The sequence below is a fragment of the Comamonas sp. FUJ_7 genome (genome assembly GCF_057369555.1).
Genome location: NZ_JBXXZI010000007.1, coordinates 188,867 through 205,254, shown reverse-complemented (window position 1 = coordinate 205,254; position 16,388 = coordinate 188,867). Strand labels below are relative to the sequence as shown.

13 protein-coding genes are annotated in these 16,388 nt (G+C 57.3%); 2 read left to right on the top strand and 11 right to left on the bottom strand.

The window, feature by feature from the left end:
• Positions 1-17: 17 nt before the first annotated feature.
• The 10 genes from AC2I9W_RS12575 to rpsB all read right to left on the bottom strand — a co-directional run bounded on the left by AC2I9W_RS12575 (position 18) and on the right by rpsB (position 10,330).
• Positions 18-524 carry an OmpH/Skp family outer membrane protein gene (locus tag AC2I9W_RS12575; protein ID WP_486410285.1) on the bottom strand — a complete coding sequence of 169 codons (507 nt, stop codon included), beginning with the start codon at positions 522-524 and terminating at the stop codon, positions 18-20.
• Positions 524-2,839: an outer membrane protein assembly factor BamA gene (bamA, locus tag AC2I9W_RS12570; protein ID WP_486410284.1), complete on the bottom strand. Its 2,316-nt coding sequence runs from the start codon at positions 2,837-2,839 to the stop codon at positions 524-526. Before bamA ends, AC2I9W_RS12575 begins: the two co-directional genes overlap by 1 nt.
• A gap of 43 nt (positions 2,840-2,882) precedes the next feature.
• Complete coding sequence (gene rseP / locus AC2I9W_RS12565; protein ID WP_486410283.1) at positions 2,883-4,253, bottom strand: RIP metalloprotease RseP; 1,371 nt, start codon at positions 4,251-4,253, stop codon at positions 2,883-2,885.
• Positions 4,254-4,355: 102 nt separating this feature from the next.
• Positions 4,356-5,534 (bottom strand): 1-deoxy-D-xylulose-5-phosphate reductoisomerase, encoded by a 1,179-nt coding sequence (ispC, locus tag AC2I9W_RS12560; RefSeq protein WP_486410282.1) that lies wholly within the window; start codon positions 5,532-5,534, stop codon positions 4,356-4,358.
• Positions 5,531-6,388: a phosphatidate cytidylyltransferase gene (locus AC2I9W_RS12555; protein ID WP_486410281.1), complete on the bottom strand. Its 858-nt coding sequence runs from the start codon at positions 6,386-6,388 to the stop codon at positions 5,531-5,533. Before AC2I9W_RS12555 ends, ispC begins: the two co-directional genes overlap by 4 nt.
• Before the next feature lie 15 nt (positions 6,389-6,403).
• Complete coding sequence (gene uppS / locus AC2I9W_RS12550; RefSeq protein WP_486410280.1) at positions 6,404-7,141, bottom strand: polyprenyl diphosphate synthase; 738 nt, start codon at positions 7,139-7,141, stop codon at positions 6,404-6,406.
• Between the two features lie 23 nt (positions 7,142-7,164).
• Positions 7,165-7,725 (bottom strand): ribosome recycling factor, encoded by a 561-nt coding sequence (gene frr, locus AC2I9W_RS12545; RefSeq protein ID WP_486410279.1) that lies wholly within the window; start codon positions 7,723-7,725, stop codon positions 7,165-7,167.
• Between the two features lie 35 nt (positions 7,726-7,760).
• Positions 7,761-8,483, bottom strand: a complete 723-nt coding sequence (pyrH, locus tag AC2I9W_RS12540) for a UMP kinase (protein WP_158390893.1) — start codon at positions 8,481-8,483, stop codon at positions 7,761-7,763.
• 92 nt (positions 8,484-8,575) lie between these two features.
• Positions 8,576-9,469 (bottom strand): translation elongation factor Ts, encoded by an 894-nt coding sequence (gene tsf, locus AC2I9W_RS12535; protein WP_486410278.1) that lies wholly within the window; start codon positions 9,467-9,469, stop codon positions 8,576-8,578.
• 108 nt (positions 9,470-9,577) lie between these two features.
• A complete protein-coding gene (gene rpsB / locus AC2I9W_RS12530) occupies positions 9,578-10,330 on the bottom strand; it encodes a 30S ribosomal protein S2 (RefSeq protein WP_158390891.1) in 753 nt (250 codons plus the stop codon).
• Positions 10,331-10,558: 228 nt separating this feature from the next.
• Between rpsB and AC2I9W_RS12525 the strand changes: the two genes are divergently transcribed.
• Together AC2I9W_RS12525 and AC2I9W_RS12520 are read left to right on the top strand one after the other, a co-directional pair.
• Positions 10,559-11,947, top strand: a complete 1,389-nt coding sequence (locus AC2I9W_RS12525; RefSeq protein WP_486410277.1) for an amidase — start codon at positions 10,559-10,561, stop codon at positions 11,945-11,947.
• A gap of 99 nt (positions 11,948-12,046) precedes the next feature.
• The gene (locus AC2I9W_RS12520; RefSeq protein ID WP_486410276.1) at positions 12,047-13,639 is read left to right on the top strand and encodes an NAD(P)H-hydrate dehydratase; all 1,593 of its coding nucleotides are present in this window, start codon (positions 12,047-12,049) and stop codon (positions 13,637-13,639) included.
• 66 nt (positions 13,640-13,705) lie between these two features.
• Here AC2I9W_RS12520 and rnr read toward each other — a convergent pair whose 3' ends face one another.
• A complete protein-coding gene (gene rnr / locus AC2I9W_RS12515; RefSeq protein ID WP_486410275.1) occupies positions 13,706-16,357 on the bottom strand; it encodes a ribonuclease R in 2,652 nt (883 codons plus the stop codon).
• Positions 16,358-16,388: the final 31 nt, after the last annotated feature.

Sequence of the window (16,388 nt, the reverse complement as noted above, 5' to 3'; positions counted from 1 at the left end):
AAAAGTATCCTTCGGGATTACTTTGCGCCGTTCAGGCTCTTGATGACCTTGTCTGTAATATCAAATTTGGGGTTGATATACACAGCTTCTTGCAGGATCACGTCGTACTTTTCGGACTCAGCCACTTGCTTGACCACCTTGTTGGCGCGGTCCAGCACTGCGGCCAGCTCTTCGTTCTTGCGTGCATTCAGGTCCTCCTGGAATTCACGGCGCTTGCGCTGGAATTCACGATCCTGCTCCACCAGCTGACGCTGACGAGAAGCACGCTGGCTCTCGGACATCGTGGTGGCTTCACGCTCGAATTTGTCCGAAGCGCTCTTCAAGGAGTTGCCCTGATCGACCAAATCCTTTTCACGCTTAGAAAACTCCTGCTCAAGCTTGGCTTGGGCAGCCTTGGCAGCGGATGCTTCACGGAAAATACGATCCGTGTTCACAAAACCGGCCTTGAATTCCTGTGCATGCGCAGAGACGGCCATTGCGCCCAGCAGCACAGCCAGAGAAAGATGGCTAGAAAGAGATTTCATTAGAAAGATGTTCCGATTTGGAATTGCAGTTTTTGGATTCTATCGCCGGTTTCCTTGCGGATTGGCTGAGCATAAGCCAAACGCAAAGGACCCAGCGGCGAAATCCAGCTAATACCGATACCCGTGGAGGCACGCAAGGAACTCAGCTCCATGCTTTTACCTTCCGCCCATACATTACCCACGTCCACAAAACCGAACAAACGCAGGGTTCTGTCGTTACCAGCACCAGGGAATGGCACCATGAACTCGCCATTCAACGTCAGCTTGCGCGTACCGCCAAGAGCCAGGTTGGGATTGACGGTGTCACGGCGTCCCAAAGAGCCTTGTTCAAAGCCACGCACGGAGCCCAGGCCACCCGAATAGAAGTTTTTGAAGATCGGGTATGGATTACCACCCAGTCCCTTGCCCCAGCCCAGCTCACCATTCAGTGCAATCGTGTACTTCTTGTTCAGCGGAATATATTGCTGAATCTGATAGTTGGCCTTGGCATAGCGCATATCGCTCATGAAAGAGGCTTCCAGATTCACGCGCTGATAACGACCCGCATTAGGTGCAAGTGCGCTATCTCGATTGTCGCGAGACCATCCCAGAGTCAGAGGAACACCTGTCTTGGAGCAACCCAGGTTCTCTCCCGGCAGACCACCGCAATACTCGTTGTAAATGGCAGGCATATAGCTGCCAGGCTTGATTTCATTACCTTCAACGCCTGCGCCAAAGAAAATGGTATCGACCTCACTGAAAGGTACACCAAAACGCACGCTGGCACCCTTGGTAATGATCTTGTAGGCAGCATCGTCATAGTAAGGACGAGTCGTTCTGTAATACAGATCGTAAGTGCGAGAAATACCTGTATCCGTGAAATACGGATTCGTTGTCGACATCACCATCGTGCGGTTGTACTTGCTGGTGTTGACGTCCAGGCCCAAGTAATTACCGGAGCCAAAAACGTTCTCCTGCTTGATGCCAAAGGACAAAGAAACTTTTTCCGCACTGGAGAAGCCTGCACCCAGCTGGATAGAGCCTGTGGGCTTTTCAACCACGTTAATCATCAGGTCAACCTGATCGGGAGAGCCTGGAACTTCCTGAGTTTCAATGTCCACCTGAGTGAAAAAGCCCAGACGGTCAACGCGGTCACGCGAGAGCTTGATCTTCTGGCCGTCATACCAGGACGCTTCAAACTGACGGAACTCACGGCGAATCACTTCATCGCGAGTCTTGTTATTGCCACTGACACTGATGCGGCGCACATAAGCACGGCGCGATGGCTGGGCCTGCAGCACAATCGCCACGCGATTGTTTGCACGATCGATTTCTGGAACCGCTTCCACCTTGGCAAAGGCAAAGCCGAAGTTACTGTAATAGTCAGTAAAAGCCTTTACGGTTTCAGAAACTTGGTCTGCGTTGTACGGCTCACCGGGTTTGATCTTGACCAGTGACTTGAACTCGTCATCACGATCCAGGTAATTACCTTCCAGCTTCACGCCAGAGACTACAAATTGCTCGCCTTCGTGAATATTCACAGTCAGGCCAATATTTTGCTTGTCTGGAGAAATCGCCACCTGAGTCGATTCCACCCGGAACTCCAGATAGCCGCGCTGCAGGTAGTAAGAGCGAAGAACCTCAAGGTCCGCATTGAGCTTGTTGCGCGCATAGCGGTCCGACTTGGTATACCAGCTCATCCAGTTGCCGGTGTCTTGGTCGAACAAATCCTTGAGCGTCGACTCCTTGAACGCCTTGTTGCCCACAATGTGGATTTCGTTGATCTTGGCAGGCTCACCTTCTGAAACGGTGAAAGTCAGATTCACGCGATTGCGCTCGATAGGCGTCACCGTAGTCACCACCTCCGCGCCATACAGGCTGCGGTTGATGTACTGACGCTTGAGTTCCTGCTCTGCTCGGTCTGCCAGCGCCTTGTCAAACGGACGGCCATCGGCCAGACCCACGTCACGCATGGCTTTGAGCAAGGTGTCCTTGTCAAATTCCTTGGTGCCCGCGAAGTTCACTTCGGCAATGGTAGGACGCTCTTCAACCACAACCACCAGCACATTGCCATTGGCCTCAAGGCGCACGTCCTTGAACAGCCCCAGTGCAAACAGCGAACGAATAGCTGCAGCACCCTTCTCGTCGTTGTAGTCGTCTCCCACACGCAAAGGCATGGAGGCGAAAACCGTACCGGGCTCCACTCGCTGCAAACCCTCGACGCGAATATCTTGAACCTTGAAGGGCTCCAGCGCCCATGCCGCCTGCGCAGCTAAAACCATAGCAGCCAGGGCAGTTGCAGAGCGCATACCCAAGCGATTGAAATGTTTTTTCATGAGTGGAAATGGCCGCGAATGCGGCCTACCGTAGCGGTAAAAATTAGCCCCAGAGCCGGTTGACATCGTTGAAAAAGGCGACTGACATCATTAGCAGGATGACTGCCACGCCTGCGCGCTGCAGCCTTTCAGCCCAGATATCCGGGACGCTGCGCCCCGTCAGACCTTCCCAAAGATAATACATCAGGTGCCCACCATCGAGAACGGGCAATGGTAGCAGGTTGAGTACGCCCAGACTGATGCTGATGAGCGCCAGAAATGACAAATACTGCACCAGACCCATGCTGGCAGATTTGCCTGCGTAATCCGCAATCGTCAAAGGGCCGCTGATATTTTTGAGTGAGGCTTGCCCAATCAGCATTCGCCCCATCATGCGCAGCGTCATGGAAGACAGCTCCCAGGTCTTTTGCACGCCTGCACTCAAGCCATCCAGAAATCCTCGGCGCACCAGCACCATCTCTGGCTGGCTGCCAATAAACGCATTCACTCGCGCCGCAGCAGCCTGTCCCCCTTGGGCTGGCAACATTTCAGGGAGTACGGCCAATGTCAATCGCTGACCCGCCCTTTGCACCATCCAGACTTGCTCGTGCACAGCCCCGCTCGCGCCAGCCGCTCGAACCATGGCTCGGGCCTGAGCTCCGTCCAGCGCAGCCTGGCCATCAATGCTCAGCAAGACATCACCTTTTTGCAGCCCCGCCTTTTCTGCCGGGCCGCCAGCAACCACTTCTTCAATGACGGGACGGCTCCAGGCCCCTTGCAGGCCTACTTTTTCAAAGAATGCTGCGTCCGGTTCTTTTTGCTGCAGTGGTGCCAGATCCAATGACACAACCCGCGAGGCACCATTGACCTGCCCCGCCACTTCCAGCTTCAGTGATTCACCCTCAATGGCAGCTGTCGTCACCAGCCAGCGCAGGTCTCCCAGTGCACGTACAGTTTGCCACTCCTGATCAGCCACTGAGGCACGCTGCACCCAATCACCGCTCTGCACACCCGCTTTCTGCATCAAGCTACCAGCGGGCGGTGCAGCCAGCCGCGCAGCTGGCTCGCTGGAACCTATCCAGTTCACCAGAGCCAGCAAGGCAATCGCCAGCACCAGATTCGCCACCGGCCCTGCAGCCACAATGGCAGCGCGAGAGCGCAAAGGCTGGTTATTGAAGGCCAGATGCTTTTCTTCCGGGCTCACAGGTCCTTCACGCTCGTCGAGCATGCGCACATAGCCACCCAGCGGCAATGCAGCGATCACATACTCCGTTCCCGACTTCTTGCTCACCCAGCGCAGCAAGGGCTTACCAAAGCCCACGGAATATCGAAGAACCTTGACACCACAGGCCACGGCAACACGATAGTGTCCCCACTCATGCACAGCGATCAGGACACCAAGCGCCACGATGAAAGCCACAACCGTCAGCAACACTTGAACTCCTTTATTCTCATCCGCACTTGAAAAGCAACTGCAGCAGCGTGCTCAACGAGCACGCTGAAAGATTAATCTAAAACTGCTCTGCGCTCGCTTCACTCAGCGCTGCCACTGCGCTGCAACGCGCTCTGCTTGCTCACGGGCACGTGCATCCAGCTCCATCAAGTCCTCGACACTGGCCACAGCGTCAGGCTGCACCGTCTCAAGCGTCTGCAAGTTGACCGCATGAATCCGGTCAAACGACAGGCGACGCTCCAGAAATGCAGCAACAGCCACCTCATTCGCTGCGTTAAGCACCGCAGTTGTTCCCTCAGGAGCACGCAGAGCCTGCCAGGACAGGTGCAGCCCCGGGAAACGCTTGGCATCCGCTTCCTCAAAGGTCAGCGCAGCCAGTTGTGCGAAATCGAGCAAAGGCGCACCACTGGCGATGCGCTCGGGCCAGGCCAGGCCGCAGGCAATTGGCACGCGCATATCAGGCGTACCCAGCTGTGCCAGCACAGAAGAATCCTTGAACTGCACCATGGAGTGCACGATCTGCTGCGGATGGATCACCACCTTGATTTTCTCTGGCGGCATGTCGAACAGCCAGCGCGCCTCAATGACCTCCAGCGCCTTGTTCATCATGGTGGCCGAGTCCACGGAAATCTTGCGCCCCATGGAAAAATTGGGATGTGTGCAAGCCTGCTCTGGCGTGATCTCGGATAGGGTCGCCGGATCGCGCTGACGGAATGGGCCGCCCGATGCGGTCAGCAGCAGGGAGTCAACGCGCTGCGCCCAGGTACTGCTGTCTTCAGGCAGGCACTGGAAGATGGCCGAGTGCTCGCTATCGATAGGCAGCAGCGTAGCGCCATGACGTTTGACGGTGTTCATGAACAGCGCACCGCCAACAACCAACGCCTCCTTGTTGGCCAACAGCAAGCGCTTGCCCGCCTTGGCGGCAGCCAAGCATGGTGCCAGGCCGGCCGCACCCACGATCGCGCCCATGACGGCATCGACATCAGGGTGAGAAGCTATGATTTCAAGAGCATCTTGCGCTTGCAGCACCTGCGTTTGAAGCCCATTTTGCTTCAACTTTTCTGCCAGCTGCTGCGCATGGGGCGCACTGGCCATCACGGCAAATTTTGGTGTGAACTGCGCGCATTGCTTGAGCATGAGATCCACTTGCGTGGATGCACTCAGTGCAAAGATTTCATATTGATCGAGGTGGCGCGCCACCACATCCAGGGTATTGGTTCCGATGGAACCGGTTGAACCCAGAACCGTGATTTTTTGCTTCATGGATGCACAAAGGATGAGAGCATCATTGCCAACGGCAGTGTGGGCAGGAGAGCATCAATGCGATCCAAAACACCACCATGGCCGGGCAGCAAGCCGCTGCTGTCCTTGACACCAACGCTGCGCTTGATGAGGGATTCGACCAGGTCGCCCACCACACTCATCGCAGCCATAAACACTGCCGCCAGCAACAGAAACCATGTTCCGCGCGACTGCAGCACCGTATAGAAACTTGAGACACTGGAGCCGTAGTGGCGATCTGCCCAGCTCCAAACCAAGGCCAGCACGACAACACCTGCCATACCCCCCCAGACACCTTCCCAGCTTTTGCCGGGGCTGATGGATGGTGCCAGCTTGCTCTTGGTGAACTTGAGGCCAAATGTGCGGCCCGCAAAGTAGGCGAAGATGTCCGCAACCCAGACCAGCACCAGCACCGACAGCAGGAAATTGATGCCGATATTACGTGCCTGCACCACTGCCATCCAGGCCAACCACAAGGCAAGCACGCCGCCGATCAAGCGAACCGCAGAAGGAATATGCGGCCAGCCAGCCACTCCGGCACGCAAGAGCAATACGCCACCGAGCACCCACAAAGAGCCAGCGATCAGCCAAACGGTAGATAAGGACTGATCCAGCCAGCCAGCCCACCAAGAAGCAGCACACAAGAATGTGCAAAGAGCCCCCAGGCCTATCGAGCCCGCCTGAGCAAAGCCGTTGAGCCTCCCCCACTCCCAGGCGCCAGCCGCCATGAACAGCAGCATCAGCGCTGCAAACGGCACTGTGCTTCCTGTATAGAACAACGCTGGCAGCAAAATTGCCAGCAAAATCAAGGCGGTAATGACGCGCTGCTTGAGCATGGCACCTCTTGTGGGTTATGCCGTCAAAGTGACGACGGATGATGTTTGGATCTGCTCAGAAGTCTGGCCAAAGCGGCGTTCTCTACCACCAAACACGGCGATGGCCTCATCCAGCGCTGCCTCGTCAAAGTCAGGCCAGAGAGCATCGCTGAAGAACAATTCAGTGTATGCCGCCTGCCAAAGCAAGAAGTTGCTGATTCGGGTTTCACCGCCTGTGCGAATCATCAGATCAGGATCAGGCACATGTTGTAGGGCCATGGCCTTGTCGAGGTTCTCCGGAGTCAGCTCCAGCCCCTGAGCAACCAGCTTCTGCGCAGCCTGGGCAATATCCCAGCGCCCACCATAGTTGAAGCACACGTTCAGAACCAGTCTCGTGTTATGAGCCGTGATGCGTTCCGCCTCGGCCAAGCCATCGCGAACCTTGTCGCTCAGGCCTTGGCGGTCTCCGACAAAGTACAGGCGCACGCCATCCCGACTGAGCTGAGCCACTTCCTTGGCCAAGGCATTGGCCAGCAGACTCATGAGACCGGAAACCTCTTCCTGAGGCCTGTTCCAGTTCTCAGAAGAAAATGCAAACACTGTGAGTACCTGCACGCCACGCTCGACGCAAGCTCGAGCACAGCGGCGCAAAGACTCCACACCCTGCTTATGGCCCGCAATACGCGGAAGCAGCCGGCGCTTGGCCCAGCGTCCATTGCCGTCCATGATGACGGCGATATGGCGCGGAACCGCGCCGTTTTTCTTGAATGTCAAAAGTGCAAGTCCTTTAGCAAGACTCAGACTGCCATGATGTCCTGTTCCTTGGCAGCCACCAGCGTATCGACTTCAGCAATGTGCTTGTCAGTCAGCTTCTGGATTTCGGCTTCAGAGCGCTTCTGATCATCTTCAGAGGCTTCCTTTTCCTTAACCAAGCGCTTCACGCTTTCATTGGCGTCACGACGCAGGTTGCGGATCGCAATCTTGGCGTTTTCACCTTCGTTACGCGCCAGCTTGGTCATTTCCTTGCGACGCTCCTCGCTCATGGGAGGCATGGGTACGCGAATCAGGTCACCCATGGAGGCGGGGTTCAGGCCCAGATCGCTTTCGCGGATGGCCTTCTCCACCTTGGCAGCCATGTTCTTTTCCCAGGGCTGCACGCTGATAGTGCGAGAGTCCAGCAGGGAGACATTGGCCACCTGGGACAAGGGAACCATGGAGCCATAGTATTCAACATGAATGGCATCCAGCAGTGCAGGATTGGCACGGCCCGTACGCACACGAGACAGGTTGTGCTTCAACGCCTCGAGGGACTGGCCCATCTTGGTTTCAATATTGTTCTTGATTTCAGCGATCGTCATGTTCTTGTTCCTTTGCTGGCAATGTCGGCAAACGCTCAAGCGTACACCAGAGTGCCTTCGTCTTCACCCATGACCACGCGCTTCAGTGCCCCTGGCTTCACGATGGAGAACACACGGATCGGCAGCTTCTGGTCGCGGCACAGAGCAAACGCTGTGGCATCCATGATGCCCAGATTGCGCGAAATGGCTTCATCAAAAGCCAGCTTGTCATAACGAGTGGCTGAGGGGTCCTTGACAGGATCAGCCGTGTACACACCGTCTACTTTGGTAGCCTTGAGCACGACTTCAGCACCAATTTCTGCGCCGCGCAGAGCTGCGGCCGTATCCGTGGTGAAGAAGGGGTTGCCTGTACCCGCAGCAAACACCACAACCTTACCCTCTTCCAGATACTGCAGCGCTTTGGGGCGCACATAGGGCTCCACCACCTGCTCAATACCGATAGCAGACATCACGCGTGCCGTCAGACCTTGCTTGTCCATGGCATCCGCCAGAGCCAGCGAATTCATCACCGTGGCCAGCATGCCCATGTAATCGGCCGTAGCGCGATCCATGCCAGCGGATCCGCCAGCCACCCCACGGAAGATATTGCCGCCACCGATCACCACGGCGACCTGCACACCCACCTTGGTCACTTCCACGATCTCAGCCACCATGCGCTCAATCGTTGCACGGTTGATGCCGAACTGGTCATCACCCATTAACGCCTCCCCCGACAGCTTGAGCAAGATACGCTTGTGGGCTGGAATGGCGTTGGACATGGTGTTTCTCCGGGGAAGTTAAATAAATACGAAAAAGAGAGGGGAATAAATCAATCGCGGCTCAAGGCCGCGATTGTTGTTGGAGCTTAGATTTAAGCGCCAGTCTTGGCAGCTGCCATCTGAGCAGCCACTTCGGCCGCAAAGTCGTCAGCCTTCTTCTCAATGCCTTCACCCACCACGAACATGGTGAATGCCTTCACATTGGTGTTGGCTGCCTTGAGCATCTGAGCCACGGTTTGCTTGCCGTCAGCAGCCTTCACGAAGACCTGGTCAGCCAGGGAAACTTCCTTCAGGAACTTCTGCACGGAGCCTTCCACCATCTTGGCGACGATGTCAGCAGGCTTGCCGGACTCAGCAGCCTTGGCTTCAGCCACGGAACGCTCCTTGGCGATCAGCTCGGCAGGCACGTCAGCGGAAGTCACAGCCACGGGCTTCATGGCAGCCACGTGCATTGCCACGTCCTTAGCAGCAGCAGCGTCGCCGTCGAACTCAACAACCACACCAATGCGGCTACCGTGCACATAGGCGGCCAGACCAGCATTGTTGAAAGCCTTGAAGCGGCGGAAGGACATGTTTTCGCCGATCTTGCCGATCAGGCCCTTGCGCACGTCCTCCAGAGTGGGGCCGTAGCCGTCTTGCTCGTAAGCCAGAGCACCCAGAGCGTCCAGGTCAGCAGGGTTGTTCAGAGCCACCAGCTTGGCAGCAGCGTTTGCCATGGCCATGAAGCTGTCGTTCTTGGACACGAAGTCGGTTTCGCTGTTGACTTCCACCAGGCCGCCCTTGTCGCCTTCGATGAAAGCAGCCACAACGCCTTCAGCAGTCACGCGGGATGCAGCCTTACCAGCCTTGGTACCCAGCTTGACACGCAGCAGCTCTTCGGCCTTGGCCATATCGCCACCGGCTTCAGTCAGAGCCTTCTTGCATTCCATCATGGGGGCGTCGGTCTTGGCGCGCAGTTCAGCGACCATGCTTGCAGTAATTGCCATCGTATTTCTCCAATATCAGTTCGATTGGTTACAGGATTCCGGCTAAAAAAACGGGGCTACTCAGAGCCCCGCTTTTTCTCGCGATGCGGTCGCGCAGCCGGACTTCGCTTAGGCGGCGGACTCTTCCACTTCCACGAATTCGTCGCCGTCTTCACCAGCGGCAGCCTTGACCACGTCGTTCAGACGAGCTTCACGGCCTTCCAGAATCGCGTCGGCAATGCCTTGGGCGTACAGTTGCACAGCCTTGGCGGAGTCGTCGTTACCAGGAATCACGTAGTCGATGCCTTCGGGGTTGTGGTTGGAGTCAACCACGCCAACCAGAGGAATACCCAGCTTCTTGGCTTCAGCGATAGCAATCTTGTGGAAGCCCACGTCGATCACGAAGATAGCGTCGGGCAGGGCGTTCATATCCTGAATACCGCCGATATCCTTTTCCAGCTTTTCCAGTTCACGAGAGAACATCAGCTGTTCCTTCTTGGACATGGATTCCAGACCCGCTTCTTGCTGAGCCTTCATATCCTTCAGACGCTTGATGGAGGTCTTGACGGTCTTGAAGTTGGTCAGCATGCCGCCCAGCCAGCGCTGGTCGACGAAGGGCACGCCTGCGCGCTTGGCTTCTTCAGCCACCAGCTCACGAGCTTGACGCTTTGTACCCACCATCAGGATGGTGCCGCCGTTGGCAGTCAGCTGCTTGGCGAACTTCTGGGCTTCCTGGAACATCGGCAGAGTCTTTTCCAGGTTGATGATGTGGATCTTGTTACGAGCACCGAAGATGAACGGAGCCATCTTGGGATTCCAGAAACGAGTTTGGTGACCAAAGTGGACGCCGGCTTCCAGCATCTCGCGCATTGTTACTGCCATGTTAATTACCTCAAAGGTTGGGTCTAAAATCCGGCCCAATGATTGCGACCACTCTCTTAAGAGAGAAGTAGAGACAACACCTTGAATAGGCCGGTTTGTATTTACCTTGCCAGCCCCAAAACTGGGACTACGACGAAAAATTCGTTGCAGCCATCACCTTCAGCGCCTTTCAAAGTCAATCCTCTCGGACCAACCCTTAGCAAAGCCGCAAAATTTTAGCACACTGCCATGCAATTCGACCTCACCCATGCAGCGCACGAGATTCGCGAAGGCCGCCAAAGCGCCTCCAACCTCATGCAAATGAGCATTGCTGCTGCGCAAAGCCCTTTGTGCTCTCACGTTTTTAGCAGCACTTTTTTCGATGAAGCTCGCTGGGCTGCAGCCGAGACCCCAAAAACCACTGCGCTGGCTGGATTGGCCATTTCCGTCAAAGACTTGTTCGATACCAAGAACACCACCAGTGCCGCCAGCTCCCGTCTTCTGCAGGATGCCCCCGCTGCCAGCACTGACGCCACAACCGTCGCCCGCCTGCGCGCTGCGGGTGCCGCCATTATTGGTCGTACCCACATGGTGGAGTTCGCCTTCTCCGGCGTAGGCGTCAATCCTCATTTCGGAACGCCTGCCGCACTGGACGCCCGTCACCCAGCCAATCCTCAGCTCGCACCCACCCAGCCTGCGCGCATTCCTGGCGGCTCCTCTTCAGGGGCAGCAGTATCCGTAGCCAGTGGCGCAGCCTGGGCAGCCCTGGGCTCGGACACCGGAGGCTCCATCCGCATTCCCGCTGCGCTCAACGGTCTGGTGGGCTTCAAAAGCACAGCCCGCCTGGTTTCCACTGAAGGGGCAGTCCCGCTCTCCCCAACCCTTGATACCGCCTGCGCCATCACTCGCAGCGTGCGTGATGCAGTGCTGCTGCATGAAATACTGGCCGACCGTCAAGTCAGCAAGGATGAGCGCGGCCTGGGTCAATTCCGTCTCGCAGTGCCGCGCACTCTCTTTTTCGATCAGGCAGAAGCCGCAGTCAAAGTCTCTTTCGAGCGCAGCATTGCCTACTTGGAGGCGGCAGGCGCCCAGATTGAATGGATTGACCTGCCAGAGCTCGAAGAGCTGGACAGGATCAATGTTATTGGCGGCTTCTCTCCCACCGAGAGCTACGCCTGGCACCGCAAATACCTGCAAGACCCCGACAAGGCAGCCCTCTACGACCCACGTGTGCGTTCACGCATAGAGCGAGGTGCCAGCATGAGCGCCGCCGACTACCTGGATCTGCTGGCCGCGCGCCAAAGCTGGATTGCAAAGATGGAAAGCGCCATTGCCGGCTATGACGCCCTGCTCTCTCCCACCACCCCGATCACAGCCCCCACCATTGCTTCTGTCGCTCCAGCCAACGGCATCGACCCTGCAGCCGACCAACAACGCGATGAAGAGTTTTTCCGCGTCAATGGACTGCTGCTGCGCAACACCAGCGTAGTCAACATGCTAGATGGCTGCGCCCTGTCCCTGCCCTGCCACACACCTGACGAACTCCCCATGGGACTGATGATCTGGCACGCAGCATTGCACGACGACACCATTTTGAACATCAGTGCCAGCATAGAAGCTGCATTGCTTCACGTTTGACTTCATTTTTTATAGCTGCAGGCGCTTACAGGCATTGGGCTAAAGCACAAAATCATTCAAAAAAAACTCAGCCATGCAAGCTGAGACTATCCTCAGAGCATGCTGCATATCACCTCTGCCACTCCGCCCCCTGCCGCCTTCGCTGCTCATGGCTGGCCACTATTCAGCACTACGTCAACACGCCAGATTGAGCAGATGAACATCCACTGCCTGCCGCCCCACATCTTGATGGAGCGCGCAGGCAAGTCCATTGCAAAACTAGCCATGGCTATCGCCCCGCACGCCCAGCGCATCTGGATTGCCTGCGGCCCAGGCAACAATGGAGGCGACGGCTTCGAAGCAGCTGCCCTGCTCACTGCGGCATTGCCTCACGCACAAATTTTGGTCAGCGAAGTATGTCAGCCAGAGCAATTGCCACTCGACGCACAGAAGTCACGCGAAAAGGCTAGACAGGCGGGAGTGCGATGGCTCAATGAGTGCCCGAACGACCTCAGCCCCCAGGATTTATGCATTGATGCACTGCTCGGCATTGGTGCGCACACCTCCGGCAAGCCACGCGCTACAGACCAGCGCCTGATCCAGTTGCTGAGCCAGGTTCAGCAATGCGCTTGCGCCGTGCTGTGCGTAGACATCGCCTCCGGGCTTGATGCCGACACGGGCCAGTATCTGGACGGTTTTACCAGTCCTCGCAACACGCAACATTCCCAGCGCCACACGCTGGCTTTGCTGACACTGCAAGCCGGGCTCTTCACTGGCGAAGGCCGCGATGCCTGCGGTCAAGTCTGGTGGGACGACCTGGGGTGCGGCATTGCCGACATCAATCCAGCCTCACCGGCCTTTGCAGCAGGAGCCAACACAGCACCTTGGGCGCACTTGAGCGTCAACAGCCGCAGCCAGAGGGCACCTCGCCTTCACAGCAGCCACAAAGGAAGTTTTGGCGATGTGGCCGTGCTCGGCGGCCAAGGCCTGAGCAGAAACGGCATCTCTATGACGGGAGCCGCCTGGCTGGCCGCACTGGCAGCACTTCATGCCGGGGCCGGCCGCGTCATGCTGGCCTTGCTTGATGAGAGTGCGCCGCAGGGCACCGCCCCATGGCCAGAAATCATGCTGCGCCGCCCGGCAGCACAGGACTGGAGTCAATCCACCGTGGTTTGCGGCTGCGGCGGCGGCGAACTCGTACAAGAGTGGCTTCCCCAACTACTGGAGCAAACACCGCAGCTGGTTTTGGACGCCGACGCGCTCAATGCCATAGCCACCAGCCCTTCTCTGGCACAGCAGCTACGTCAGCGCAGCCAGCAAAAACTGAGCACCATCCTGACTCCTCACCCCCTGGAAGCAGCGCGCCTACTGAAGACCGATACTTCCTCTATTCAAGCCAACCGCGTACAAGCCGGGCTACAGCTGGCTGAAGAATTTCAGTGCACAGCGCTCCTGAAAGGCTCTGGCACGGTGATTGCCAACCCAGAACGGCAAGTCTGGATCAATGCCACTGGCAATGCCCGCCTGGCCACTGGCGGCACAGGCGATGTACTAGCCGGCCTGATAGGAGCCTTATGGGCCCAGGGCTTGAGCAGGGACTGCGCTGCCATACAGGGCGCACTCCGCCACGGACATGCCGCCGACACCTGGCCTGCAGATCGCCCATTCAGCGCCAGAGCCTTGGCACTTCGCCTGGGCGAAAACCGGAAATAGTTCTCATAAAAAAAATGGCTTTTCCCGTTACCAGGAAAGGCCATTCAGCTATCAATTAAAAAGCACTCAAGACTCGGTCTTGCGCTTGGATGTTTTGGTGGCTGGCGCGGTCTTGACACGAGTGGCTGTCTTCATCGCTGGCTTTTTTGCCACCACTTTCTTCGCCTTGGGCACGGTCTTCGTGGCAGGCTTGGCTACCGCCTTTGGTGCCGCTGGCACCACTGGGGCAGGAATAGTCTTCACGGCAGGTTGACCCTGAGTGTCAGGGGACAGCAAGGCCGCCACCTTCTTCTTCGCCGCCGGCTTACGCGGCTTGGGCAACTCGGCCAATGCCGCCGGTTCAGCCTGCTGCTTGGGCTCAGGCTCGGGCACGCTGCTGCGCTCTTGCGCATACTCCGCCTCCAAGGCCGCCAGATTCACGCTTTTGAGCATAGCCTTTTTGGCCGCCTTGCGGGCCTGCTTGCTCTTGGGGGACTCAGAAGAAGCAGCAGAAGAGGCCGAATTGCGCTGCGCACGACTCGCCTTGGCATCACGACGGCTCCATTTATCGGCATACCCTGCATTGCCATGCTCCTCGCGGGATTCGCGCCCCTCCCGGCGACCACGACCATCATCCTTGCCCTGGCCACGCCCACCGCGAGCCGCCGGCATCAAGCCATCTTCACCATCGCGAACCAGACGAAAGTCAATACGCCGCCCATCAAGGTCCACCCGGCTGACCTGCACCCGCACCCTTGCTCCAATGCTGTAGCGGACACCGGAGCGCTCACCACGCAACTCCTGGCGCGCCTCATCAAAGCGGAAGTAATCACCACCGAGCTCGGTGATATGCACCAAACCTTCGACGTACATCGCATCCAGCGTCACGAAGACACCAAAGGTCGTGACTGCAGACACCGTGCCTGCGAACTCCTCACCCAGGTGCTCACGCATGTATTTGCACTTGAGCCAGGCTTCCACATCACGACTGGCCTCATCGGCACGGCGCTCATTGGCGCTGCAGTGCAGACCTGCCGCCTCCCACGCCTGGAATTCCTTGGCCGCCGAGCGCTTGCGTGGCTTTTGTCCGGGCTCGACCACGCGCGAAGCCAGGCGCTTGGCCATCTTTGCCTCTGCCTCGCCCGGCGTTGGCAAAGCAGGCAGCTTGTAATGCGTGCCATTCAGTTCGGCCTTGATGACGCGGTGCACCAGCAAATCGGGATAGCGTCGAATCGGACTGGTGAAGTGGGTGTAAGCCTCAAACGCCAAGCCGAAGTGGCCCGAGCCCTCAGGGGTATAGAAGGCCTGCATCATGGAGCGCAGCAGCATGGTGTGGATCTGCTGTGCATCAGGGCGCTCCTTAGTCGCGCTGGCAATCTGCTGGAACTCCTTGGTCGTGGGGTTCTCGCTGATGCTCATGCCCACGCCCATGGCCTTGAGGTAGTTGCGCAAAATCTCCTGCTTCTCCAGCGACGGCTTGTCGTGTACACGGAACAAGCCCAACTGCCCGCTTTGCTCAATGAAGTCTGCACTGCAGACGTTGGCCGCCAGCATGGCCTCTTCAATCAGCTTGTGCGCATCATTGCGAGTGCGCGGCACGATTTTTTCAATCCGCCCGTTGTCGTCACAGACAATTTGTGTCTCGGTCGTCTCGAAGTCCACCGCCCCACGTGCCTCACGCGCCTTGAGCAGGGACTGAAAGACACCATGCAGATTCAAGAGATCCTGAACGCGATCCTTGCGCTTCGCTGCCTCCGGGCCACGCGTATTGGCCAGAATCGCAGCCACTTCGGTATAAGTGAAGCGCGCATGGCTGTGCATGACTGCCGGGTAGAACTGATAGGCGTGAATCTCACCTTGCGCCGTGATCAGCATGTCGCAGACCATGCACAGGCGATCCACATCCGGATTCAGCGAACACAGGCCATTGCTGAGCTTTTCCGGCAGCATGGGAATCACTCGGCGCGGGAAATACACACTGGTGGCGCGATCGTAGGCGTCCACATCAATAGCGCTGCCCGTGGTCACGTAATGACTCACATCGGCAATCGCCACCAGCAAACGCCAACCCTTGCTACGCCCGATCTTGGCCGGCTCGCAATACACCGCATCATCAAAGTCGCGAGCGTCTTCGCCGTCGATGGTCGCCAGCGGTATGTCCGTCAAATCAATGCGATTCTTGTAATCAGCCGCACGGACTGTCTCAGGCAATGCCTTGGCTTGCTCCAGACACGCCTCGGAAAAAATGTGCGGCACGCCATATTTGCGCACTGCAATCTCAATTTCCATACCTGGGTCATCCACCTCACCGAGCACCTCGGTAATGCGCCCTACGGGCTGGCCAAACAGTGCCGGAGCCTCCGTCAGCTCAACCACTACGATCTGACCGAGCTGTGCCGCCCCCGTCGCATTCGATGGAATCAGGATGTCCTGGCCATAGCGCTTGTCCTCAGGGGCAACAAGCCACACACCGCTTTCTTGCAAAAATCGGCCAATGATGGGCTGATCAGGACGCTCCACGATTTCCACCACACGCCCTTCTGGTCGACCACGGTGGTCATGGCGTGCGATGCGCACCTGGACCTTATCCTTGTGCAGCACTGCCCGCATTTCGTTGGGGGGGAGGTAGATGTCACGCTCACCATCGTCGCGGATGACAAAGCCATGTCCGTCGCGGTGGCCCTGCACAGTGCCCAAAATTTCTTCGTTCATATCGGCAACTTTTGCGCTAGGGTTCATTTTCTTGATATACAATCTATGTCTTTCCTGA